This window comes from Lentilactobacillus raoultii, assembly GCF_900411375.1.
GTDB lineage: Bacteria > Bacillota > Bacilli > Lactobacillales > Lactobacillaceae > Lentilactobacillus > Lentilactobacillus raoultii.
The window spans coordinates 26,979-51,335 of record NZ_LS422981.1 but is presented as its reverse complement, the minus strand read 5'-3'; the positions used below and the strand labels follow the sequence as shown (position 1 = coordinate 51,335).

General features: G+C 43.9%; 24 protein-coding genes. 14 read left to right on the top strand and 10 right to left on the bottom strand.

The window, feature by feature from the left end; genetic code table 11:
• The first annotated feature begins 150 nt into the window (after positions 1-150).
• Positions 151-1,056, top strand: coding sequence for a LysR family transcriptional regulator (locus ED605_RS00640; RefSeq protein WP_121977010.1), 906 nt, complete (start codon positions 151-153; stop codon positions 1,054-1,056).
• Positions 1,057-1,071: 15 nt separating this feature from the next.
• On the opposite strand, the gene ED605_RS00635 is transcribed toward ED605_RS00640, so the two are convergent.
• From ED605_RS00635 to ED605_RS00605, 7 genes are all read right to left on the bottom strand, one after another.
• The gene (locus tag ED605_RS00635) at positions 1,072-1,635 is read right to left on the bottom strand and encodes a UbiX family flavin prenyltransferase (RefSeq protein WP_121977009.1); all 564 of its coding nucleotides are present in this window, start codon (positions 1,633-1,635) and stop codon (positions 1,072-1,074) included.
• 15 nt (positions 1,636-1,650) lie between these two features.
• Positions 1,651-3,126 carry a UbiD family decarboxylase gene (locus tag ED605_RS00630; protein WP_121977008.1) on the bottom strand — a complete coding sequence of 492 codons (1,476 nt, stop codon included), beginning with the start codon at positions 3,124-3,126 and terminating at the stop codon, positions 1,651-1,653.
• A gap of 176 nt (positions 3,127-3,302) precedes the next feature.
• Positions 3,303-3,722 (bottom strand): prenylated flavin chaperone LpdD, encoded by a 420-nt coding sequence (gene lpdD / locus ED605_RS00625; RefSeq protein WP_121977007.1) that lies wholly within the window; start codon positions 3,720-3,722, stop codon positions 3,303-3,305.
• Between the two features lie 23 nt (positions 3,723-3,745).
• Entirely contained in the window at positions 3,746-4,729 is a 984-nt protein-coding gene (locus ED605_RS00620; RefSeq protein ID WP_121977006.1) for a choloylglycine hydrolase family protein, read from the bottom strand.
• A 263-nt stretch (positions 4,730-4,992) separates the two neighbouring features.
• Entirely contained in the window at positions 4,993-5,649 is a 657-nt protein-coding gene (locus tag ED605_RS00615; RefSeq protein WP_121977005.1) for an amino acid ABC transporter permease, read from the bottom strand.
• 13 nt (positions 5,650-5,662) lie between these two features.
• Positions 5,663-6,502: a transporter substrate-binding domain-containing protein gene (locus tag ED605_RS00610; protein WP_121977082.1), complete on the bottom strand. Its 840-nt coding sequence runs from the start codon at positions 6,500-6,502 to the stop codon at positions 5,663-5,665.
• Positions 6,503-6,792: 290 nt separating this feature from the next.
• Positions 6,793-7,902, bottom strand: a complete 1,110-nt coding sequence (locus tag ED605_RS00605) for an aldose epimerase family protein (RefSeq protein ID WP_121977004.1) — start codon at positions 7,900-7,902, stop codon at positions 6,793-6,795.
• A gap of 230 nt (positions 7,903-8,132) precedes the next feature.
• On the opposite strand from ED605_RS00605, the gene ED605_RS00600 reads away from it, so the two are divergent.
• The 6 genes from ED605_RS00600 (at position 8,133) to ED605_RS00575 (ending at position 14,541) form a co-directional block, all read left to right on the top strand.
• Complete coding sequence (locus tag ED605_RS00600) at positions 8,133-8,312, top strand: hypothetical protein (protein ID WP_121977003.1); 180 nt, start codon at positions 8,133-8,135, stop codon at positions 8,310-8,312.
• 398 nt (positions 8,313-8,710) lie between these two features.
• On the top strand, positions 8,711-9,811 hold the full coding sequence (locus ED605_RS00595) for a GntR family transcriptional regulator (RefSeq protein ID WP_121977002.1): 1,101 nt from the start codon (positions 8,711-8,713) through the stop codon (positions 9,809-9,811).
• A 219-nt stretch (positions 9,812-10,030) separates the two neighbouring features.
• Positions 10,031-11,404 (top strand): sugar porter family MFS transporter, encoded by a 1,374-nt coding sequence (locus tag ED605_RS00590; protein WP_121977001.1) that lies wholly within the window; start codon positions 10,031-10,033, stop codon positions 11,402-11,404.
• An 80-nt stretch (positions 11,405-11,484) separates the two neighbouring features.
• A complete protein-coding gene (gene araA, locus ED605_RS00585) occupies positions 11,485-12,909 on the top strand; it encodes an L-arabinose isomerase (RefSeq protein ID WP_121977000.1) in 1,425 nt (474 codons plus the stop codon).
• Between the two features lie 199 nt (positions 12,910-13,108).
• Entirely contained in the window at positions 13,109-13,669 is a 561-nt protein-coding gene (locus tag ED605_RS00580; RefSeq protein WP_121976999.1) for a sugar O-acetyltransferase, read from the top strand.
• 14 nt (positions 13,670-13,683) lie between these two features.
• Positions 13,684-14,541, top strand: a complete 858-nt coding sequence (locus ED605_RS00575) for an aldo/keto reductase (RefSeq protein ID WP_121976998.1) — start codon at positions 13,684-13,686, stop codon at positions 14,539-14,541.
• Positions 14,542-14,869: 328 nt separating this feature from the next.
• Here ED605_RS00575 and ED605_RS00570 read toward each other — a convergent pair whose 3' ends face one another.
• Together ED605_RS00570 and ED605_RS00565 are read right to left on the bottom strand one after the other, a co-directional pair.
• Positions 14,870-15,394 (bottom strand): hypothetical protein, encoded by a 525-nt coding sequence (locus tag ED605_RS00570; RefSeq protein WP_121976997.1) that lies wholly within the window; start codon positions 15,392-15,394, stop codon positions 14,870-14,872.
• A 95-nt stretch (positions 15,395-15,489) separates the two neighbouring features.
• A complete protein-coding gene (locus ED605_RS00565) occupies positions 15,490-16,326 on the bottom strand; it encodes a ZIP family metal transporter (RefSeq protein ID WP_191981322.1) in 837 nt (278 codons plus the stop codon).
• 226 nt (positions 16,327-16,552) lie between these two features.
• Here ED605_RS00565 and ED605_RS00560 point away from each other — a divergent pair, with 226 nt between their 5' ends.
• The 7 genes from ED605_RS00560 (at position 16,553) to ED605_RS00535 (ending at position 22,667) form a co-directional block, all read left to right on the top strand.
• Positions 16,553-17,230, top strand: coding sequence for a histidine phosphatase family protein (locus ED605_RS00560; protein ID WP_121976995.1), 678 nt, complete (start codon positions 16,553-16,555; stop codon positions 17,228-17,230).
• A 425-nt stretch (positions 17,231-17,655) separates the two neighbouring features.
• The gene (locus ED605_RS00555; RefSeq protein WP_121976994.1) at positions 17,656-19,281 is read left to right on the top strand and encodes an ABC-F family ATP-binding cassette domain-containing protein; all 1,626 of its coding nucleotides are present in this window, start codon (positions 17,656-17,658) and stop codon (positions 19,279-19,281) included.
• A 203-nt stretch (positions 19,282-19,484) separates the two neighbouring features.
• The gene (locus tag ED605_RS00550; RefSeq protein ID WP_121976993.1) at positions 19,485-19,685 is read left to right on the top strand and encodes a type II toxin-antitoxin system HicA family toxin; all 201 of its coding nucleotides are present in this window, start codon (positions 19,485-19,487) and stop codon (positions 19,683-19,685) included.
• Between the two features lie 25 nt (positions 19,686-19,710).
• On the top strand, positions 19,711-20,109 hold the full coding sequence (locus ED605_RS00545; protein ID WP_121976992.1) for a type II toxin-antitoxin system CcdA family antitoxin: 399 nt from the start codon (positions 19,711-19,713) through the stop codon (positions 20,107-20,109).
• A gap of 220 nt (positions 20,110-20,329) precedes the next feature.
• Positions 20,330-20,569, top strand: a complete 240-nt coding sequence (locus tag ED605_RS14830) for an ATP-binding cassette domain-containing protein (protein WP_263852919.1) — start codon at positions 20,330-20,332, stop codon at positions 20,567-20,569.
• Entirely contained in the window at positions 20,541-20,957 is a 417-nt protein-coding gene (locus ED605_RS00540) for an ATP-binding cassette domain-containing protein (RefSeq protein ID WP_263852918.1), read from the top strand. The genes ED605_RS14830 and ED605_RS00540 overlap by 29 nt, the downstream gene beginning before the upstream one ends.
• Positions 20,958-21,185: 228 nt before the next feature.
• A complete protein-coding gene (locus ED605_RS00535; RefSeq protein WP_121976991.1) occupies positions 21,186-22,667 on the top strand; it encodes an ABC transporter permease in 1,482 nt (493 codons plus the stop codon).
• Between the two features lie 68 nt (positions 22,668-22,735).
• On the opposite strand, the gene tnpC is transcribed toward ED605_RS00535, so the two are convergent.
• Entirely contained in the window at positions 22,736-24,268 is a 1,533-nt protein-coding gene (gene tnpC, locus ED605_RS00530) for an IS66 family transposase (protein WP_162919714.1), read from the bottom strand.
• Positions 24,269-24,357: the final 89 nt, after the last annotated feature.

Here is a 24,357-nt window from a genome sequence, read left to right as displayed (position 1 = left end):
GCATCGGTCAGGGTAATCTGATATTTAATGGGGCGCATCGATGATCATTCCTTTAACTTTTTCCCCAGCATATCAAGAAACGACGATTATCACAATAATTTAGCTTTTCAAAGATACGTTACACTAGTTGAAAGGGGGGGCATCTCTGAGATGACAATTGATGATCTCGAAGCGTTTATTTTGGTCTGTCAGTTAAAAAGCATCTCTAAAGCAGCACGACAGGTCAACTTATCGCAGTCAGAAATTTCTAAGCGTTTGCGAAAAATGGCCGAAGAATTAAACAGTCAACTCATTAATACAACCAATAAACGACACTTGGAAATTACAGCTGATGGTAAGCAATTCCTTCAGTCTGCTCAAACCATTGTTAAGAGTTATGAAGCGGCTCTTCAAGCGTTGGCTGAGAATCGCACGGCGGAAAAGCCCACTTTAAAGATTGGCACCGTGCCGATTGCGGGACAGTATCGAATTGCCTCAATCATCGCCGAGTATAATAATCAGCATCCCCACGTTCAAATTTCACTTTTGGAAAACGAAGGTGAAGTCATTCTTAACCAATTAAAAGCAAGACAGGTTGACGCAGTGATTTTACGGGATGTTCAGGCACAGGCAGTTTCTGATCTTTATTATCAAAAAGTTGGCTTGATCACGGATGAATTAAAAGTGGTCATGGTTGTCAATCATCCCTTGGCGACACAATCCAACGTCTCACCCATTGATTTGCGCCATGGGCAGGTGATGACGCTACCTAAAGGATCAGGCGTTTACGAATTAATGATGAACTGGTTTAAACAGGGTGAACTTAAACCTGAGATTTATTTTCAAAGTACTCATATTGAGACTTTGATCGGCATGTTACAACATTCAGCCAGTGTCACCTTTTTGTTTCAAAAATCGGTTGGGCCCTTTATGACTGATAAATTGAGGATGAAGTCGTTGACGCCACCCGTTTATAGTGATCTTCAGTTTGTTTACCCCCGGCGTCATGGCAATCAGTTGTTACTGAGTGTGCTGCATCGCTTAACCGAGGCTTTTAGAAACCAACCGTTATCTTGATGCGTCTTTAAATTGTTAATCGCCTTCCCAACGAGAACTAATGTCGTTTGAAATGTTGAAGGCATCGAGAACCTTCATAGTTTGATGATCGATTAAATCTTGGATCGTTTGGGGATGATGATAGAAAGCGGGAATCGGGGGAATAATTTGTGCACCCAGTTTGGCCAATCGGGTGAGATTTTCTAGATGAATCACGCTTAACGGGGTTTCCCGCGGAACGATGACCAGTTTACGCTGTTCTTTAATGGTGACGTCGGCGGCTCGGGCAATCAAATTGTCAGCCAAACCATATGCCACGCTGGCAACGGTCTTCATACTGGCCGGGACAATGACCATCCCGTCGCTCAAAAAAGAACCGCTGGCAATTTTGGCACCTTGATCATTAGCCGAATAAACGTGATTAGCGAGCTTCTTCACGTCAGCCATTGTGAGATCGGTTTCCAATTCGAGATTCTTTTTAGCCCATGAACTCATAATTAAGTGTGTTTCGACTTCGGTAATTTGACTTAGTTTTTTAAGCAGATCAATTCCGTAAATAGTTCCGGAGGCGCCGGTAATACCAATAATCAGTTGTTTCATAATCACACCTCTAAGTTAGTCTAAAAACTTTTTCCAATCGGGCACTTCTTTGAACTTGGCCCGTTCAAATTGAGCCTTCATGTCAAACGGCACGGTACCATCAATAACTAATTTGGAACTCATCCCTTGGAATCGAATAGACTTGGGGTCATATTCCGGCCGCTCGGAAGGGTCAAGTGGATGGTTGCGCATTCCTGAAAGGACTATTAGATCCTGATCCGCTTGGAACCGGGTATTCATGGTCCACACAACATCATTCATATCAAAAATGTCAACATCTTCATCAACTAAAAAGACGGTTTTCAATTCTTTGAAAGCTGAGAACGCCAGTAGTGCGGCTTGGCGTTGAATGCCTTCGTCAGCCGCGTTCTCCTTGTGAATTTGCATAATGGTCATTAATTTACCCCCACCAGCCGGCGGATTATAAACATTAGTCACTTTGCCGGGGATGGCGCGGTTAACCAGTTGCAGGATGCTGGCTTCGGTCGGGATGCCGGCCATGGAAACGTGTTCTTCACTCGGACCAATCACGCTTTGCATAATTGGATGATCACGCCGATGAGTGACGGCCGTGACTTTGATCACTTGGAGTGCTGGATTGGCATCGCCGTCATATCCGGGGAATTCCGGCATGGCTTTGCCGGTGTGGGTATTGATATCCTCTTGAATCCGTTCATTTGGCATAATGTAGCCCTCCAGCGTATATTCCGCCCGGGCAATCGCTTTTTCATCAACGGTTAAGCCATCAACGAGTTGAACCGGCTGTTGGCGAATGCTGCCGGCCACTCCGAGCTCGTTATAACCGATTGGCGTGGTTGGTGGCTCAAAGGTTGCACCAATTGTGATGGCCGGATCCAGGCCGATGCTAATGGTCACTGGCATTGGCTGATTAGCTTTTTCATATTCTTCAGCGAATGCGCCGATGTGGCGACCACCAGGCATAATGTAAATTCCCAGTTTGTCTTTATCTTCAAGGACCATTCGATGAATCGTCACGTCGCTTTTTGATTTATCCATACTGGAACCAAGCACGACACCAACAGTAATGTAAGGCCCAGCATCTTCCGGTGTGTTGGTTGGTGCGGCAACTAATTTACGAATATCAAACCCGGGCTCGGTTGCTTTGTGAACGACTTCGTGGGCCGGCGCCTGGGATTCGTTAACTGTTTCCGGCCAAATTGGATTGGAGACCGATTTATTTAAAAATTGTCCCAATGTTCGATAGTCGTGGTGAAAGATTTTGCCAACCCGCTTCCGGCTGGCCATTAAGCCAATCAAGACCCGGGTATCCGGAAAGCCTTTGATGGTATTGAACATCATTGCCGGACCCGCTTGAGTTGGTCGTTTCACAGTGCCACCAGCCCCGATATACCGATAGACACCCGAAATTTCGGCTTCTGGATCAACTTCAACGTTGGTCTCGTGATATTGTTTGGGGTCGTCTTTTAATTCTGACAACACCCGTCTTAAATCCCATGGTTGGTTTGCCATGCCTGTCATCTCCTAATTTGATTGTTAGGCTTATTATACGATTGATTAAAAGCGCTATTTATTCGAAAATGACTGGACCGTTATTCGAAAAACGACTAAGTGATTAAACACAAAAAAGAACGTCCCGGGTGTTGATGCCGAAGCGTTCGTTTTAGATGGATTGGCAAATTCAGTCACTATTTTGGTTGTTCATCGTGATGATAGTATTTTGGTTTGGAAATTGTTACTGGATGATTGGCTAGCCAGTTGTTTATTTGAGCAGCTAATTGGTCGATCATGTCGAATGAGGCATTGAGTTGGGCTTGGGTAATGTGATCGACATGGACACCGGCCAAAATGGTCAAATTACCCTTAAGCATGGGCTTAATTTGCGGCGCTAAGCGCTCTGATAAAAAATAATCTTTGTGAAAGCGGCCGTCGTGGCTGGGATATTGAATCGTTTGCAGATCCGTGGTTGGTGACTTGGTGGTGACATCGCCAATGTGGGGGTGATCGCCACCGGTAATAATGATTAAAATATCGGGGCCAATTGTAAAGAGTGCCGCTGAAATGGTGTAGTTTTCAGCCTGAACGCTAAAATCGTGAGTGGATTGCATTGAAAGTGACGCCTCCAGAAAATTTAATTGAGTGAGTCATACGTTTGTTCATGGGCTAGTGGGAATTCTACCGGTTGTTGGTTGGTCATCAATTCCTCGGTTAAGGTGACTTTAGCAATCGTTTGATTATCGTAGGGCTGCATATAGTAAGTCAGATGACTGGAATCCATATAACCGCGATACTGGGTGTAGTCGGCGCCACCATTTTCTTTGAGCTTGACACCCTTGGGAATTTCAACCGAGTTAAGAATATGGCTGAGAACATTGACGGCGGCTTTGCTTGGAGCGCTGGTTGTATATTGACGCATGAAAGCAGTCCGTACGAATCGAGAAACCGACGTATAGTCACCGGGCATCCCCAAAGCACCACTACCGGGACCAAAGGCAGTAATCCGGTAGCCGTTGTAGTCCCGATCCGGGTGGGGATTAGGCTGAAGTTCTGTGAAATTGTTTAAATTCTTGAGATGCCATTCGAACTCCGGTGAATTGGTCATCACGCCCACTGGATTTTTAAGGAAATGGACCCCATCGGCCCGGATTTCCAAGACCCGACAATCACCGTAACGGTCTGAAAGGATCCAGTGCAACGGAATAACTTTTCCCATTAATTTGATTGGTGCGTTGACTACGTTCAGCTTTTGAATCAACTCTGCCGCATGATTACAGCTTTCCGCGTTGCCCAAAAGCCAGTTGAGGACTTCATAAGAGGCCAAATTGGTGTGATCGTCCTTGATCTGGTCTGAATAGCTCGCTTCACCACTGAAATAAAGAGCGGCGCCACTTAAGCCGCGTTCATTGACACCATCGACCAATACATAGCCGTTCAGGTTGCGGCCGGCCCCGACAAAGGCCAGTTTAGTATCGTATCCGGCTGTACTGGCACTGCTGTTAAAGTGTTGGTGACGTGGGATAACCACCGGTCGGCCGTCCAATTCAAATGCAAAGTCCATTGTCCGAGCCAGAAAATTATCTCCGGTTTCGGATAGAAAAGTGACACTGGTACACATGTTAATTCCCCATTTCTGTTTTGATTGAATCGTTATTTTTTTAGTGATTGGTTGCCGAGAAATTGCGATCGGGTCAAGCTTGAGTGCAAGGCAACCGACAAGCTAAACGATTTTATTTTAGCATACTGAAGTCAAAGGGAAGTTGGTTTTTAAAAGTGTCGACGTGACTCACTGAAAAATTACCACAAAAAAGATCGGTTGATAAAGCCCCTTTATAGGAGTTATCAACCGATCTCCGAAATAAGATTCATGAATAATCAGCATTACGCCAAAGCCCGCTCAAGCTGGGTTTGGCCAATCGTCATCAGCCAGCAGAAAAACCAGTAGATGACTGCCATGACAATATAGATGCTCATGTAGTCCTGATAGGCACCGGCGACGATCTTGGCATCCATGAACATTTCACTAACGGTAATCATGGCCGCCAATGACGTGCTTTTGAACAGATCCAGTAAAATGTTGCCGAGTGCCGGGATGGCAATTCTAAACGCCTGGGGAAAGATCACCTTGGCGATCACGATGTGGTAGGGTAAGCCTAAGGAATAGGCAGCTTCCCATTGACCGCGATCAACAGCGCTAAAAGATGCCCGAAAAACTTCGGAAACAAAGGCGCTGCAATTAATGGTAAACGCGATTACGGCCGCTGGCAGTGCATCCGCACCGAAGCCAAAGTAGATGATAAATAGTAAGACCAGCATCGGCACGCCCCGCATAAAGGAAATAAACGCTCTGGCCGGCCAATGAATGAGCTTAACCGGACTGAGTTGGGCCAGTGTCAAGAACAGTCCCAAAATGAGAGCACCCACAAAGCTGACAACCGTTAAATAAAGCGACATGGGAAAGCCCGCTAAAATTTTTGGAATCGAGTGAACCGCAAGTGGGGCGTTAAAAAAGTTTGGAATTGAAAAACTTTTGAGCATGGTTGTCAGTCACCTACTTGATGGTAAAGCGTTTGGAGATGTGAACTTTAGGCTGTTTGGAAACGTCAGCGTGATAATACTTCTCGGAGAGTTTCTTTAAAGTGCCATTCTTCTTCAGTTGGCGAAGGGCCCGGTCAACCTGCTTCTGTAGTTTGGTATTGCCCTTCTTCATTAAAATGCCGGTACCTTTGCCATCTTCATTGGTTGTAAAGTACATATTATTTAAAATCTTCAACCCGTTGTGAGGCACAGCGGCTAAGGCCAATTTTTGCAGGTAATAGTCGTTCATAATCAAATCGGTTTTGCCCTTTTTAACGTCCTTCAGATAGATGTCATTGGAGACATTATCATAGTTAACGGGTTTGGCGCCCAGCTGTTTGGCGAGTCGTTGATAGCTGGTACCGGCCTCACCGGCAGCCCGTTTACCCTTAATATCGGCCCAGGAATGAATGCCGGAATTATCCTTTCGGCGGACAACAATACTGTTAAATGAGTGCTTATAAGGCGTCGATAAAGTAAATTCCTTTTGGCGAGCCGGTGAAACAGTAAAGTCGTTAGCAGCTATGTCGGCCTTCCCGGTTTTAACCGCCGTTAACTGGGCATCGACATTCATTTCTTTAAAGGTCACTTTCCGGTGCAGCTTTTTGGCAACCGCCCGGACAATCTCAACATCATAGCCGGTTAACTTGTTGCTTTTTTCATCGTGAAATGATGTTGGATACAGCGTTCCGGACGTGGCACAGATCAACGGCCCCTTTGACGAGGCATTCTTTTGGCCACAGCCGGTTAACAGAATCATAACGGCTCCTAAGATTCCTAATAGTCCCAACCAACGAAATTTAACCTTTTTCATCATAAATAAACCCCTTTAAAATATTTATTCAGCACACCCATTATATAGAGGTGAAACCGATTTCACAAGTTTGACTGATTACTAACAGGAGGCAGGCATTAACTTACTTGAAAACGTTGATAAAACGGGGATTCTAGTTAACCAATTCAATCAAAATCAGAAACTTAAACTTTGTGATTTTGGATTAATTTTGCTTTTGAGAGAGTGGTTGAACGTTTCCATTTTAATGAACGACAAAAAAGCCGAAAGACTCCGACTTTTTCACTTAGCTATTTTAAAAATCAGTCAATTTAGAATTCAGCTTGGTAACTGATCGAATAACGCTTTTCTTCACCAGCCGGCAACAGGACGCTGCCGAAGCCTTCATGATTTGGCGTGTCAGGTAGATTCTGAGCTTCCAAAGCAATGCCCATGTGGGGAACACCGGCACCACGTTCGAAGGTGACGCCGTTTAAATCATCTGGGGTAAAGACCACCAAGGCGTTTCGGTTAGAGAAGATGTGGACTTTTCTTCCCGAAGTCGGGTCTGCCAGAGTGGCAATTGGCTGGTCAGCTGGGTGATCATTAATCACATAGACTTCATCGTAAGTATGGCCGACGCTGGCTTTCATGTCATCAATGCCGCTCTTAATATTTTGACCATTCCGAAAATCGTAGGCGGAGCCAGCCACGTTGACCATTTTACCGGATGGGGTTTTATCCGAATTCAGTTCCAAGTATTTATCCGCGTCGATGGTCAGCGATTGATCGTAGACGTTGTCGGTATCACCCAAGTTAAAGTAGGCGTGCTGAGTTGGGTTAAACAGGGTGTCGGCATCACTTTTAGCGGTATAGGTGACGGTCGCCGTATTGTCGTCATTCAACGTCCAGGTAATTTTGACGTCTAAATTGCCGGGGAAGGAGTCATCAGCTGAAGCAATGTGTTTTTCCATAACGATTTGATTGTCATCAATTGAACCGTTCCAAATTTGGGTGTTAAAGCCGTGGGGGCCACCGTGAAGGGTCGTGGTGCCTTCGTTTTGGTCGACGTGGTATTCTTTGCCGTTAATTGAAAAGGTCCCATTGGTAATTCGGCCGGCTGTTCGACCAATTGCCTGGCAGAAGTATTGGTTGGCCATGATTTGTTTACTGGTGGCCTGACTTAATAGCACATTGGCGGAGTGACCGTTTTTGTCAGGAAAATCAAAGGCTTGCCAAGTGGCCCCGAGAGTAATCACTGAAATTGAAACGCCATTGTCGTTAGTTAACGTAAATTTTTGAATATCTTGATCATTATAGTTGTCGAATAATTCTTTTTTTGCTTGCATAATTGTGAAGCACTCCTTAAAAATAATAAATTTAGGCTTTGAAACCGCTTTTATATGTATTATAATATTTTTTTGTACGGAGGTGCAACCCAATAAATCATATTTATCCGTACAATTCTATGTTATTTACCGTTGAAATATGATATTTTATTAGTGAACGGACAAAAGCGGTTAGCAACCGGATGCTAAGACGTCAATCTGGGAAATCCTGGGTTTGAATTTTTCGGGTTGGGAGTGGTGCTGCTTTTGGGAGATCTGCACATACTAACGAATACCGTTTAGCAAAAGTATTTCAAGGGGAAGTCAAGTAAGCGAGGGCTACGATGCAAAATATACTATATGTCTTATCAGGAATTTCTGATTTAAGTTTAATTGTGCTGATTTTTCTTTGGGGTTACGACTATGCTCGCAAGGAAAAGCCGGCTCATAATCACCACTATGGGCTGTGGACGTTGGCAATGTTGGCGGTAACGGTGGTGTTAATGTTCGCTGCTGAAGCGTAAGCGGTTGTTTGGCCAAAGTTTAAAACGTCTTTATATTGATTTAGGCAAAAAAGTCGGCATTTAGTTGATAGTTAATCAATGCCTGAAAGATAATTTAGCAGGATTTTGAATCATTAAATGAGGTAATGTCCAAAGTTCTATGAAAACTTACTCGTGACCAAGTTTGTACCTAGGTTTGTACTTTTCGTCAGGCTGCGACCAACTGCGGGGCGTCAAATGCCCTTGACAAGCCACGCAATGGGTTGCGGCCTGTTCCTTGTGTTGAGTTGGTACTTACACTATGTCGGAACTTTTGGGGGAAGGCAAGTGTTTTTTGATTAACGTTGATTTGACAAGGATTACCAAGGATGGAACTAAGAAACTTTGGACATTACGTTAAATGAGTGGGGGGTATTAAAATGGAAACCAAATATGTCATGGTTAAAAAGAATCTTAAACACCATATTATTAACGGCAAGTATAAAATTAACGAAAAAATCCCCACCGAATCTGAATTAATGGCCATCTATTCTGTCAGTCGATATACAATTCGACGGGCAGTTGGTGACCTTGAACATGAAGGCTATATATACCGGGTTCAAGGAGGTGGGATGTATGTTAATGATTGGATCAATAACAAAGTGCGTTCGGAACGCTCGAATCAAAGCATCGGGGTCGTCACAACCCACATTGCGGACTACATTTTCCCAAATATTATCAGCGGCATCGATCAAGTAATTTCAGACGCCGGCTATTCATTACTTTTAGGCAATACGCATGATGAGCATGATAATGAACGACATAATTTATTAAATATGTTGGATAACGATGTTTTAGGATTTATTATTGAACCAACCCGCAGTACTTTGGAAAATCCCAATTTGGATATTTACCAGATGATTATTCAATCCGGCAAACCAGCCGTTTTCATTAACGCCCACTATCCGGAGTTGGATTTTCCGTATGTGGAGGTTGCAGACACGGCCAGCGAAAAGAAATTGATGGATTATCTGTTGGATCATGGTCATGAACGGGTCTTGGGAGTTTTTCAAGTTGACGATATGCAGGGAGTCAACCGGATGAATGGCTTTATTCGATCGTACCAGACACATCCCAACGTGGCGTCATCCGGTGATATCATGATGTATCGCTCCGCTGATGATATCAACGATGTGCTGCGGAAGATTAAAAATCGCGTTGAGGTGCCGGACAGTGCCCGCCCAACGGCCATTGTTTGCTACAACGATCAATTGGCCATGGAAGTAATTGGCATGTTGGGTAAGGAAGGCTTCGATATTCCCAATGATATTTCGGTAGCCGGGTTTGATGATTATGAGATTTCAAAATATATCAACCCGGGAATTACCACGATGATTCATCCGAAACGGCGGTTAGGTGAAACAGCGGCGGAAATGCTGATTGATATGATTAATAAAAAAGACCGGCAATCGAAAGTCTTTGATGCGGATTTGGTCATTCGGGATTCAACCAAAGCCATTGATGCAACCAAGACCGTCTAATATTTTTAACTCACGAAAGGTGGTGATGCCTTAGCGTTCAAAGCCTTTCGACTTTTTTACTTAAAATTTTTGTGCTAATAAATAAAATATGTATTGATTTATGCGGATAAATATTTTATACTTCTCTTGTAAGCGATGTCAGAAACCGTTTACATGTGCGCACAAAGTTTTTGCAATTGTTTTAAATTTTTAATAGAAAAGTCGAATGGGGTGTTCGTTTTGAAAAAAGTTTCAAACGGATTTATTTATACGTTTGGTGCTTTAGGAGGCTTGCTATTTGGATATGATATTGCATCGGTTTCCGGTGCGATCCTCTTTATCCAAAAGCAGCTGAATTTAGGGCCATGGCAACAAGGCTGGGTTGTTAGCTCAGTTTTAATTGGTGCGATCATTGGTGCGTTGGCCACCAGTAAATTCTTGGATACGTATGGCCGTCGTAGATTACTGATTTGGGCCGCCGTGATCTTCTTCATTGGTGCGTTAACTTCAGGATTTGCACCAGACTTCTGGGTATTGCTATTTACTCGGATTATCTTGGGAATTGGTGTTGGAATTACGTCCGCATTGATTCCGGCTTATCTGCATGAGTTGGCACCTAAACGAGTGCACGGTGCGGTTGCAACCATGTTCCAATTAATGGTTATGATTGGAATTTTGCTGGCTTACATCTTGAACTACACGTTTGCCCACATGTACACTGGTTGGCGTTGGATGTTGGGATTTGCCGCATTACCAGCTGCCATTCTGTTCTTTGGTGCTTTGTTCCTGCCGGAAAGTCCCCGATTCTTGGTTAAAACAGGGAAGCTTGACGATGCCCGTGATGTTTTGATGAACACCAACAAGGGTGATAAGAAAGCGGTTGACGTTGCTTTAACTGAAATTCAGGAAACGGCTCAGCAAAAGACCGGCGGCTGGAAGGAATTGTTCGGTAAAGCTGTTCGACCAGCTTTGATTACCGGACTTGGTGCCGCTGTCTTCCAGCAGGTCATTGGTTCCAACAGTGTTATTTTCTACGCACCAACGATTTTTACCGACGTTGGTTGGGGTGTCATTGCCGCACTGCTTGCCCACATTGGAATCGGGATTGTTAACGTTGCTGTGACGGTCGTGGCCATGTTGTTAATGGATAAAGTCGATCGTAAAAAGATGTTAATTTTCGGTGCCAGTGGCATGGGCTTGTCACTTGTTGTCATGTACACCATTTTGAAGTTTGATAACGGGTCACACGCAGCCGCCATTGTGAGTGCGATTGCCTTGACCGTCTATATTGCCTTTTATGCCACAACTTGGGCACCAATTACCTGGGTTCTGATTGGTGAAGTCTTCCCACTAAACATTCGTGGGTTGGGGACCTCACTTTGCTCAGCAACCAACTGGTTAGCTGATATGGTGGTTTCATTAACTTTCCCAATGATGCTCAGTGCCTGGGGCTTGGACAACGCCTTTCTGTTCTACGCAGTGATTTGCGGGATCGCCATTTGGGTTGTTCACACTAAATTCGTTGAAACTCGTGGTAAGTCGCTTGAAGAGATCGAACTTGACCTTCACAAACGTGCTGGAATCAAGGAATCCGATACTTCAGCTATTAAATAAGTTATCAATGTTTGGGTCTTTGCGCCTGAATATTAATAAAAATGTTTCATTATTTTAATCAAAAGAGGAGAGAAAATACTATGTTACAAGTTCCTGATTATGAATTTTGGTTTGTTACCGGTAGTCAGCATCTGTATGGTGAAGAACAACTTAAGTCAGTTGAAAAAGATGCCCGTGATATCGTTGACAAGTTAAACGCAACTAACAAGCTGCCTTATCCAATTAAGTTCAAGCTGGTTGCCACAACTGCCGACAGCATCACTCAATTGATGAAGGATGCCAACTACAACGATAACGTAGCCGGCGTGATCACTTGGATGCACACATTTTCACCTGCTAAGAACTGGATTAGAGGGACTAAATTACTTCAGAAGCCATTGCTTCATTTAGCTACCCAATATTTGAACCACATTCCATATGACACCATTGACTTTGATTATATGAACCTTAACCAAAGTGCCCATGGTGATCGTGAATACGGCTTCATCAATGCCCGTCTTCGTAAGCACAACAAGATTGTTTACGGCTGGTGGGGCGATGAAGAAGTTCAACAAGAAATTGCTGACTGGGAAGACGTTGCCGTTGCCTACAACGAAAGCTTCAAGATCAAGGTTGCCCGTTTTGGTGACAACATGAGAAACGTTGCTGTTACTGAAGGTGACAAGGTTGAAGCTCAAATTCAATTTGGCTGGACAGTTGACTACTACGCCCTAGGTGACTTGGTACAAGCTGTTAACGCCGTTCCTGAAAGCGACATTGATGCTAAATACAAAGAATTACAAGACAAGTACGAATTTGTTCAAGGCGATAACGACAAGGACAAGTACGAACACTCAGTTCGTTATCAAATCCGTGAATACTTCGGTATCAAGAACTTCTTGGACAAGAACAACTACACAGCCTTCACAACCAACTTCGAAGACCTTTATGGTTTGGAACAATTACCTGGTTTAGCAGCTCAATTGCTGATGGATGAAGGTTATGGTTTCGGTGCTGAAGGTGACTGGAAGACAGCTGCTCTTGATCGTTTACTGAAGATCTTGACTCATAATCAAGCCACTGCCTTCATGGAAGACTACACCCTTGAATTACAAAAGGGTAAGGAAGCCATCCTTGGATCACACATGCTTGAAGTTGACCCTGGTATTGCCAGTGACAAGCCACGTGTTGAAGTTCACCCATTGGATATTGGTGGTAAAGCAGATCCTGCTCGTTTGGTATTTACAGGTCGTGAGGGTGACGCCTTTGATGTCACAATCTCAGACTTTGGTAACGAATATCGAATGATTGGTTACGCCGTTGAAGGCCACAAGGCACCAAAGCCAACGCCACATCTACCAGTTGCAAAACAGATGTGGACACCAAAAGTTGGTTTGAAGGCCGGCGCTACTCAATGGATTCACGATGGTGGCGGACACCACACAGTGTTGACATTCGCTGCTAACGAACAACAAATTGCAGATCTTGCAACGATGTTCAATCTTCCTTTTGATGACATTAAATAATCTGCGATAATCAGGTTACGTTAATTAAAACTTGAAACAATTTTTAAAACGAGGTTGCCGCCCTTTGGGGTCACAACCTCGTTTTATACATAGCAAGTGGCCATGCAGGTTCGCCTGACAAACTTGCGCTAAATATAGAAAGATCAGTTTGGTATAATAAGACCATGGTAATTTGAATCGAGATGGAGGAATTGATTAAATGGCAATGACCGAAAAGCAAAAAATGTTGGCGGGAATGAAATATGTTAACGTTGATAAAGAACTATCAGCGGATCGTTGGAAAACCCGAAAACGGATCAATGAATTTAATGAGCTATCCAAGGAAACGCCGGATGAGGCCATGAAAATTTTGAGCAACGTCTTTAAAAGGACTGGTAAAAACTTTAATGTGATGGCCCCTTTTCAATGTGATTATGGATACAGTATTACGGTGGGCGATAATTTCTTTGCCAATTACGGCTGTACATTTATTGATGTCGGCTCAATTACAATTGGCGATAATTGTCTACTGGGGCCAAATTGCCAGATTTACACGGTTGACCACGCTTTTGATGTTGGCGAGCGTAATCGGGGCGTTGAATACCCAGGCAGTGTTACGATTGGTGATAACCTATGGGCGGGTGGCAGTGTCGTGATCACCCCCAATGTCACGCTTGGCAATAATGTGATCATTGCCGCCGGCGCGGTTGTCACCAAGTCGTTTGGTGATAACGTGTTAATTGGTGGTAATCCCGCCAGAGTGATTAAAAAATTAAAGTAAAACGGAGGAATTTGATGACAACAAAGAGAATTGATTCGAGAGTGAAGTTGGCTGATGGTAATCAAATGCCGATTCAGGGGTTGGGCGTTTATAAAATGACCGATGAAGCCCAACTGATTCAGTCGGTGAAGTCAGCTTATGATGATGGCTATCGGTTATTTGATACCGCTCAAATGTATGGAAATGAAGCGGCAGTTGGTAAGGCGATCAAGGAATTAAACGTTAACCGGGATGACGTGTTTATTACCACTAAAATTGCTGAAGAAAATCAGGGCTATGATCAGGTCATGGCCTCGTTTGAGACGTCATTAAAAAAGCTGCAATTGGATTATGTTGATTTGCTGCTGGTTCACTGGCCGATTCATACCCACTTTTTTGAAACTTGGCGGGCCTTTGAAAAATTGAAGGAACAGGGATTGGTAAAGTCGATTGGCACGAGTAATTATGGCATGCTGCACCTTCAATACTTAGCAACCAAAGCCAATGAAATGCCGGTGGTTAATCAACTGGAAGTTCATCCTTACTTAGCCCAGCCAGCGATGATTGATTTTAATCGGGAAAATCAAATTGTCACTCAGGCTTGGGCACCACTGGGACGCGGCAAGGCCTTCGATGATCCGGTACTGGTGAAATTAGCCAAGGCCCACGGTAAATCGGCTGCTCAGGTCATTTTGCGTTGGCATTTGCAGCGCGGTGACGCCTTTATCCCCAAGTCGGTTCATCCACAGCGAATTAAGCAAAACGCCGATATTTATGATTTTGAACTAAGTGCTGACGAAATGAAACAAGTAGATGACTTGAATCGAAACACTCGGCTCAGTCAAGAACCTGAAATGGTTTACGAGATTGGTCATCAATATCCACATCATTAAAAAAACAGTGAGCGGATCCCAGCGGTTAGACTCCGGAGTGTAAGGCGTCAATTGGGAAAATCCTGTTTTGGATTTTGCCAATTGATCCCTTACATGTAGGAGTTTGCTGGGAGGAGCTGTCCTAAGAACAGTGAGAGGATTCAAGCGGTTAATCTACGAAGACTAAGGCGTCATTCTGGGAAATCCTGAATTTTTCAGAATGATCCCTTAGACGCAGTGGATTTGAAGGAGCTGTCCTAAATTGAGCTACGGTTTCCTTGCCTTGGGAAATCGTAGCTCAATTTTTTGAATGACTTGTTACTTGTTACCTGTAACTTGTAACTTGTAACTAAGCTGAAGGCTCAGTGGGTTCTTGGTTAGACTTGAAAATTAGATAGACCGTGTAAAGGATTAGCCATATAAGGATTGGAATGGTTGGGCTATTGGCCGTACCACCGTTAGTAAAGTGAAAAATTTGATTCATGACTGATCCAATATATTGAACGATGGCATAGATGCTGTAAGAAACCAGAATGAGTTTAAAATCAGCCCAATTTTCCTGACTGAAGATGGCCTTTGATCGTAGATTTCCTGATAGTTTAAATAGGCCGAAGATCATTAGAAACCGCATGCCAAGCAAAATCACAACGTATAGCCAGAACAAAAGAATTTCCCAGATGACGGGATTAGAGATGCCGGCACCATTCAATGTTTGATTCACAAATGAATGGACAGCTGGGATAAATAATAATAGCAAGCAAATAACTGATGTGATCAAAAACAGGGCAAATGTGATGCCAAAAAGGATGGCCAGCACCATCGCAATGTCATACACGACTTCCAACGGCTTGGATGAATGGTTAGTCATTAACATTTGAAACACCTCCTTGTGGATTTCAAAGGCATTCTAAGCCGATCATAACTGAAAATAAAGCAATGATACTTTTTCATTTAAATTGAAAATTAGGGTTATCCCAGTGCAACGTCCAAAACCATCATTAGCGTAAAGCCAGCCATAATTCCTAAGATTGCCCAGTGGGATTCTGCTTTGGTTCGGGCGTGGGCTTCTGGGATCAATTCCTTGCAAGCGACATAGATCATGGCACCGGCCGCGAATGCCAAGGCGTATGGCAGAATCTGATTAACGTAGGTGACCAGCAAAGCACCAAGGATCCCGGCGACGGGTTCGACCATCCCACTTGCTTGACCATAGAAAAAAGCCTTAGTCCGACTCATCCCGTTTTGACGCAATGGAATGGCCACCGCGGCGCCTTCGGGAAAGTTTTGCAAACCAATGCCAATCGCCACGGTGACGGCCGCCAGAAGCATGTTGAGGTGCTGGGTGCCGCTGGCTGCCTGAATGGCACCAAAAGCCACGCCGACGGCCAAACCTTCCGGGATGTTATGCAGAGTAATTGAAAAAACCAAGAGAATGGTCTGTTTGACTTTGCGAGATGGTTGGTGCTTTGCTTGCTGGTTAATCTGAAGTAGTGGGATCGCTTTGTCGGCCAAGTATAGGAGAAGGCCACCGAGGATAAAGCCACTTGAAACGACTAACCATGGCACTTTGTCCAATTCTCTGGCCAACTCAATGGCTGGATCCAGCAGCGACCAAAACGAGGCTGCAATCATGACGCCAGCCGCAAAGCCATACATGATTGCCAACGCGCTGTCACGAATGGTTTTAAAGCCGAAAACAAACGTGGCGCCCAGTGCAGTGACACCCCAGGTAAAAAGGGTGGCCAAAAGTGCTTGCTGCCACGGTGAAAATTTTAGTAAATAAGTCACATCAGTGGCTCCTTTCATCGTTGTAACTGTAGATATTTAAGCAAAGTGCTTATTTTTCGAAAACAGTTAACTATTTATTAATAGTATAACAATAAAAATCAATATAATCATGTAATTATGCTTTACTAGTTAATTAAATAGTTGGCATGATCATTATTGATTAGCGAAAAATGATGGCTTTTTGATGATTCTTTTCTGGTGATTCGTTATACTTAAATCGTACACAGTTTTGATAAAATACGAAATGAGGCTGATTCTCGTGAAAAAAGTCACAGCATATCTTGTCCGCCATGGGCAGACTTATATGAATTTATATAATAAGGTTCAGGGATGGATTGATTCACCGCTTACTGAAAAAGGGATTCGAGATGCTAAAAATGCTGGTGAACGGCTTAAAGGGGTTAACTTTAACGCTGCCTTTTCCAGTGACTCGGGAAGAGCAATTGATACGGCTCGGCTGATTTTGCGGGCCAATCCTCATAATATGAACATCGTCAGCTATCAATACCCAGAATTACGGGAGCAGTTCCACGGCTATTTTGAAGGCAATGACCTTAATCAAATGTGGCAGTTTGTGGGTGCTCAAGTCCAAAAAACGTCTGAAAAAGAAGTCTTGAAAGACTTTGGTTTGGAGCGGGCCCGAGATTTAATTCATCGGGCTGATCTTTATAACAATGCCGAAAATAACGCGATGTTTTGGGAACGCCTGAACTTTGGCTTTGATAAGATTCGTCAAAATACGGAAGATGGCCAACAGATTTTGATCGTTTCCCATGGCATGACGATTCGCTCGATTGTCGATCGTTATGCGCCGGATCTGGACACGGGGGTCCCAATCGCGAATGGTGCGATCACGAAACTGATCATTACCGATGACGATATCAAAGTCGAGTGGGCAAATAAATTGGGAGAGATTAAATAAAAAGTGAACGGACAAAAGCGGTTAACACCCGGATGCTAAGACGTCAATCTGGGAAATCCTGGGTTTGGATTTTTCAGATTGATCTCTTAGCAGGAGTGGTGTTGCTTTTGGGAGTTGTCCTAAGAGAAAGTGAGCGGAGCCAAGCGGTTAGCACCTGGAATATAAGGCGTCGATTGGGGAAATCCTGGTCTTGGATTTTTTCAATCGATCCCTTATATGGAGTGGTGCTGTTTGGCGCAGCTGTCCTAAGTAGTGAGCGGAGCCAAGCGGTTAACACCCGGATGCTAAGGCGTCAGCCAACTCGACGCTATTGCTAATTCGCTATATCTATGATAGATTTAGTAACAGATGTTAGAGGCTGAGACAAGTGAATTTGCCGCAGCCTCTTTGTTTTTAACGAATTGAAACGCGAGGAATACACTTTAATGATTACAATTTCAGAGATGGGATTACAGCTCTCAGGGAAAAAGCTGTATGAGAACGTCAATTTAAAATTTACACCAGGCAATTGTTATGGTGTGATTGGCGCAAATGGAGCCGGCAAATCAACTTTTCTTAAGTTGTTGGAGGGAAAACTATCACCAAGTACCGGTGAAATTCACGTTGATAAAAATGAACGAATTTCCAGCTTGAGTCAAGATCATTACGGCTTTGAAAATCAAACGGTGATGCAGACGGTGATTCAAGGCTATCAACATTTATCAGATGTCATGCAGGAAAAAGATGCCCTTTACGCTAAAGCTGATTTTTCTGATGAAGATGGGATTAAAGCGGCTAATCTTGAAGCAGAATTTGCTGAAATGGATGGCTGGAACGCTGAAGCCGATGCATCGCAACTATTACAATCTTTGGAAATTCCAGAGGGGTTGCATGAACAGCTAATGAGTGAATTGACGGAAGGCCAGAAGGTGAAGGTATTGTTAGCCCGAGCACTATTTGGTGAACCAGATATTTTACTGCTGGACGAGCCGACTAACGGGCTGGACGTTTATACGATTGAATGGTTGGAAAACTTTTTGGCTGATTATCCTAAGATTACAATTATCGTTTCCCATGATCGGCATTTTCTGAACCAAACTTGTACGATGATGTGCGATGTTGATTTTGGCGAAATTAGAATGTATATTGGCAACTACGATTTTTGGCTGCAGTCCAGTCAGTTGGCTACCAAAATGAAAGCTGATTCAAATGCCAAAAAGGCTGAAAAGGTCAAGGAACTTCAAGACTTTATCGCTAGATTTAGTGCAAATGCCTCCAAGTCTAAACAGGCAACTTCCAGAAAGAAGCAATTGGAGAAGATTACGTTGGATGACATTAAGCCGTCATCTCGGAGATACCCGTTTATTAAATTTGAACAGGAACGTCCACTGGGTAATGATTTATTACGAGTGGACAAGCTTTCCAAGAGTTTGGATGGCGTGAAAATTTTGGATAATGTGACGTTTACACTGCGACCAGGCGACAAAACGGCTTTTGTCAGCCGCAACGACTTGGTTACCACAACCTTGATGCAAATTTTAGCAGGAACCATGCAGCCGGATGCTGGTGAAATCACTTGGGGCCAGACGGTTAGGATGTCCTCAATGCCGAAAGATTTTGCGGCTGAGTTTAACAACAATGACTTACGAATCATTGATTGGTTGCGGCAGTATGCACCTAAAGGTAGCGATGACGATGCTTTCTTGCGCCAGTTCTTGGGTCGAATGCTCTTTTCTGGGGATGCGGTTGATAAGAAGGTTCAAGTGCTTTCCGGTGGTGAAAAAGTGCGTTGCATGTTGTCCAAAATGATGCTGGAGAAGGGTAATACGCTGTTGTTGGATGACCCAACGAATCATTTGGACTTGGAATCAATTACGTCGCTAAACGAGGGTTTGGTTGGGTTCCCAGGTGCGGTGATCTTCACGTCACATGACCACGAGTTTATTCAAACAATTGCTAACCATATCATTGAAGTATCTAACAATGGGTTGATTGATAAAGCGGAGACAACTTATGATGAATTTTTGGCGCATCCCGAAGTTCAAAAGAAGTTGGCGGATCTTTATGAATAGGTTAGTGATGGCCTAAATTAATAGGGACACTGTTGATAGCGTTGGCTAACGGCAGTGCCCCTATTTTATTTTAAAGAAAAAACCATTGAACAAAGTCGTATATATTAAGTGAAGGGAGAAATCAAAACTATTTCGAATACAGTCGTCTGTATCGATAATCAGTACACTCGAGTGTATAATAAAATCAGGAAGGAGGATAGGGAGTGTCTCAAGTTAGAGTATCTGAGGTGCTAAAATTATTAAAGAAAAATGGCTTTCATGAAGTTTCTAATCGACAATCGGGTGATCATCATAGATTTATGGATGAGAATGGTCACAAAGTTACAATTCCGTTTGCGAGCAAGAAGGCAGTTGTTGCACCCGGAACTTATAATTCAATTTTGAAACAAGCAGGTCTTAAATAGTTTAAGCAATGCACTCCAAATTAAAATGAAAAATCCAGATTATGTGGTTTATCCAGCTGTTTTTGATAATACGAATAATGATGGCTTTTACACGGTAACTTTTCCTGATATTCCTGATACTGTTTCGCAGGGGAGAACGCTGAAAGAAGCAATGAAAGAAGCACCCGATGCAATTGCTGTTGCTTTACCGGATTATCCAATATATCCTAAACCTTCAGATATAAAGAAAGTTCAGGCACTGCATCCTGACTCAGTAGTCAGCTTAGTGGGCGTCAATATGAAGGAAAAGCTGAAACAAATGAAAAAAAGAACTGTCCATAAGAATGTTACAATTCCGGTTGCACTTGCTGATGAGGCAAAAAAACGGGGAATTAATTTTAGTGAGGTTTTAACGGAAGCTTTGCAAGAAAAATTAAAAGTATAGTTGAGGCTACTCTGATCGAGTTAATGATTGGGGTAGTTTTTTTCTGTTTAAAGTTTTTAAGAAAACTAAACCAAATCTATAAGTTTTAATATGCCAAAAGTATATTTGACGAATAAATGAATGGCGTATACGGTAATAGTATAATTTCTTGATTAATCCAGTTTAAAATTAACCAAATGGGCGGTGGATAAAAATAGATTTATCGATTCAAAATCTAAGCATGAGTTATGGTGAAACAACGATCTTTTCCGGGCTAAATGCTGAGTTACACTCTGGTGGCTTGATTGGGCTGCTTGGTCCCGATGGGGCTGGAAAGACCACTTTATTAAAAATTTTAACCACTTTACAAAAGCCAACCCAGGGTGACGTCTTGGTTAACGGCACCAGCTTAATTTCACATCCGGAAGCCATGCGAAAAGTTTCGGGGGTATTTGCCGCAACAAGTGCCCTATTTTCCTAATTTAACGGCGATGGAATATTTAAACTACATTGCCGGCATGAAAGGCATGCGACCTCAACAAGCACTCGAACAAAGTCAATCCCTTTTAGAAAGCTTGCATTTGAACGGGACGGCTAACAAACGACTAAAAGATTTTTCCGGTGGTATGCGTCAGCGAGTTGGCATTGCGGCAACTTTACTAAATGATCCACAAATTATTATTGCCGATGAACCCTCAACCGGCTTGGATCCGGAAGAACGGGTCACTTTGAGAAATCTACTGGCTGAGTTGGCAAATGACCATTTAGTATTGCTTTCAACCCACATCGTCTCTGATATTGAAGCCATCGCTGGCCAAATTTTGGTACTTCAATCCGGTCACTTTCTGTATCAGGGAACCCCCCGGTGAATTGATTCAGCGCAGTGTCGGGGACGTCTGGGAATACCCAACATCAGCGGACTGGACCTCGCCAGCGATGGTGAAACAGTTGGACCAGCCGACGACGTCCTTGGTATAGCGCCCGGATAGCATTTGAATTCGTGAGATCAGCCAGCGACCACCGCAACCGCAAGCCCAATCAGTGACGCCCAATCTGGAAGAAGCTTACCTATGGCTCCTTAAAGGGGTGATTCGGTCGTGAAAACCAGTTTTCAAGCGACCTTTCGTGAAAAAAGCCGTCATATGTCCTTTGTGGCTTTATGTATCGGCTTAATTTTCTCTGTTGTGTTAATGATTCCTAACGGCTCCAATGTCATGCGGGCCATCATCATAAATCCGGCGACTTACGCCCAAGCTAATAATGCCAGCTGGTCGGCCATCAGTGTGGCCTTTATGATGGGCTTTTTTCTACCCTTGATTGGAGCAGCTTTCTTACGTAACGCCATTCATCTGGATCGGGATAACGGCACCATGACCTTATTTCTAACCTCTCGCTTTGCCCGCTTCAAATATATCACGGGCAAGTTTTTCAGTAACCTCTGCTTGATGTTGATTTTCTGGGGCATTGTGTTGATTTTTTCTCTGATTGGCACGTTGGTTAAATATCAAGGTAATGGGTTTAATCTGGTTCAATTCTTGCTGCCGTTCTTCATTTTATTGCCAGGCATCATCTTTGTCTCAGCGTTAACCCTAGTCACTGAAACGTTGTCGGGATTGTGGGGGCGAATCGGCACGGCAGCGGTCATCATCTTGTTAGTCTTGCTGTACGCTTCAGATGCCAATTTTCAACAAGCGCCTAGTCCACTCCAGCATGTTTTTAATATATCAGGAACCGATTATTTGATCACTAATATTAAACAGGCGGTCATGCAATCTTCCGGCCACCCCTTAACCTTATTGAAGATTATCGGGGCCAGTACCTCAACCCAGTATACGGGTCATCAAAATCTGGTTTTCCCACCGTTACGCTTAACCGGAACTGATTTGTTAGATATGGGGCTTTTGGTTCTTATCAGTTGTGGGCTGGTGTATGTGGCGGGACTGCTTTTAGAACGGCGACCGACCACGCCCCTAAAACTGACGTCTTGGGAAGTTCATTTACCGGTTAGCGGTTTGAAAGGCTTTAGCCAATCCCAATTTTATTTGTCCTTTCGGCTGTTAGCCGGTAGTGTGACCAATTATTGGCTGTTGATGATCCTGTTGATCTGGTTATGGAATTGGTTGACCTCGTATCAGGGCTTGGGCCAGTTAGCCTTTCCGTTAATCTTTTTAATGGCGATGCCTTTATTTGCCGAGCTGGGAGCGGGGGAAGTGCAAAACGGTGTTTATCAGTGGTTGCAAACTTTTCCCCATGGTCATCGCCGCCAGACCGTCCGGGAATTACTGACTGGCAGCCTGTTGTCAATCGCCTTAGCGTTACCAGCCTTGATTAAGGCCCCGACATTAATGACGCTGTTGGCTTTACTAATTTGGACCCTTCAATTACCAGTTTTAGCGCAGCTATTGGGGCGACTAACGGCTAGTAAACGTCCGGTTCAGCTACTGATGGTAGTCTTCTTTTATCTTTATTTGAATGGGGCGCCGTTATTGCCATTTAATCAAACTAGCTTGGGATTACCAACATTGATCTATTTGGCTATTTTGATTTTAACTTTGGGAATGTTGATCGTAAGCAGTTAATATAACGACGTATTTAAAATAGGCGCCGGTCTCTGTTAAACTTTTCGAGACCGGCGCCTATTTTAGTTTTAGTCAGTGCAGGATTGTTGGACAGCTGGATGCCATGGTAAATAAGCCTCCAGTTGCTGGCATGTTGGAAATTCTCCTAACTGTGGCAGTTTTTCAAACAAGTAGGTTAGATATTGGCGAAAATTTAATCCGTTGGCCTTCGCTGTTTCAAACAGGCTTAGAAAAACGGCATTGGCTTTGGCCCCAGCTTGACTGGTACTAAACAGCCAATTCTTGCGACCAATGACGGTATGTTTAATACTTCGCTCCGCCAGATTATTACTAATGGCCACTTGGGGATCGGTTAAAGGGACCGCCAATGCTGCGCGTTGATGAATGGCGTACGCAATGGCTTTACCTAACTTCGATTTGGGAATGGCGGTAGTTTGATCAATTAAGTGCCAAAATTCTGCCAAAATCGGGGCGGCCAATTGCTGACGCTTAATCAACCGTTGTTCAGCGGTCAATTCACTAAGTTGACGCTCTAACCGAAAAAGGCGATCAATGATGGTCACAAAGCGCCGGCTTTGGCTGCACTGGCTTGCCACACCGTGGGCCGCTTCCCAGAATTTACGCCGCACGTGTGCCCAGCAGCCGGAACGGGTGACTGATTGAGCCAATTGATTGTACCCGCTGTAACCATCGCACACCAGGGTTCCCGTAAACCCATCATAAACCTTTTCGGCAACTGCCCCCTGACGTGAGGCAGCGTAAGCGAAGTAGATGATGGGCTGCGGATCCTGATCAATCGAACGAAGTTCCCATAAATAGGACTTACTCGTGGCCTTTTTTCCGGGCTCGCGTAAGACTTGAATCGGCGTTTCATCACCATGCAAGTGGTCGCGGGCTTTCAACTTAACCAATAAATAGTCGGACAACTTGGTCAGCTGCTCAGCACTTTTAATGACCCAGTGACAGATGGTGGGCTCACTAACCTGTAACCCTAATTCGGCTAACCGGGAGCGCTGCCGATCCAAAGGTAAGGCTAGTTCATACTTGTCCGCCACAATCGCGGCGACTAAGCTGGCACTCGCCAAACTTCGGGTAATTAATGGCGCTGGCATCGGGGCGTTGACTAATTTATCCCCATCAAAAGTTTCATCAGCTGAACAGTGTTGGCACTTACCGACTTCTCGATAGATTTTTCGTATGTAAACCGAAGCTGGCCGATACTCTAATTTTCGGCCAACCTGTTTCTTAAAAATATGATAGGTTTCACCACACCGGTCGCAAACGGTCTCTTTTAATGGGACGATCGTTTTTTCGCTGGGGAGTGGCCGCGTGATTTTCGTTTGCGAACTTGACCTTTTCGTTTGACGTAAGTTTCCCGACTTGATTTGTTTTCCAGTTGACTCTGGTTGTGGGAAAACACCGGTCTCATCATTAAATAACGAAGTCTGCCCGGTTGCCGAAGTCGGCGATTGCTCACTGGATGGCCCATATAATTTTCGCAGCACGCTCTTAAGTTGTTCATTTAATCGTTCAACCTCAAATTTTAAGCGTTCATTTTCGGCCTTTAGTTTATCGAAAGCTGCCTGTTCTTGGGGAGTCATGAATTTCACCACCTTTTTTATAATTCTCAATGAGAATATCATAATTTTGGGTGAATGAAAATACCTTCTACCAAAGTTAACGGAATGGT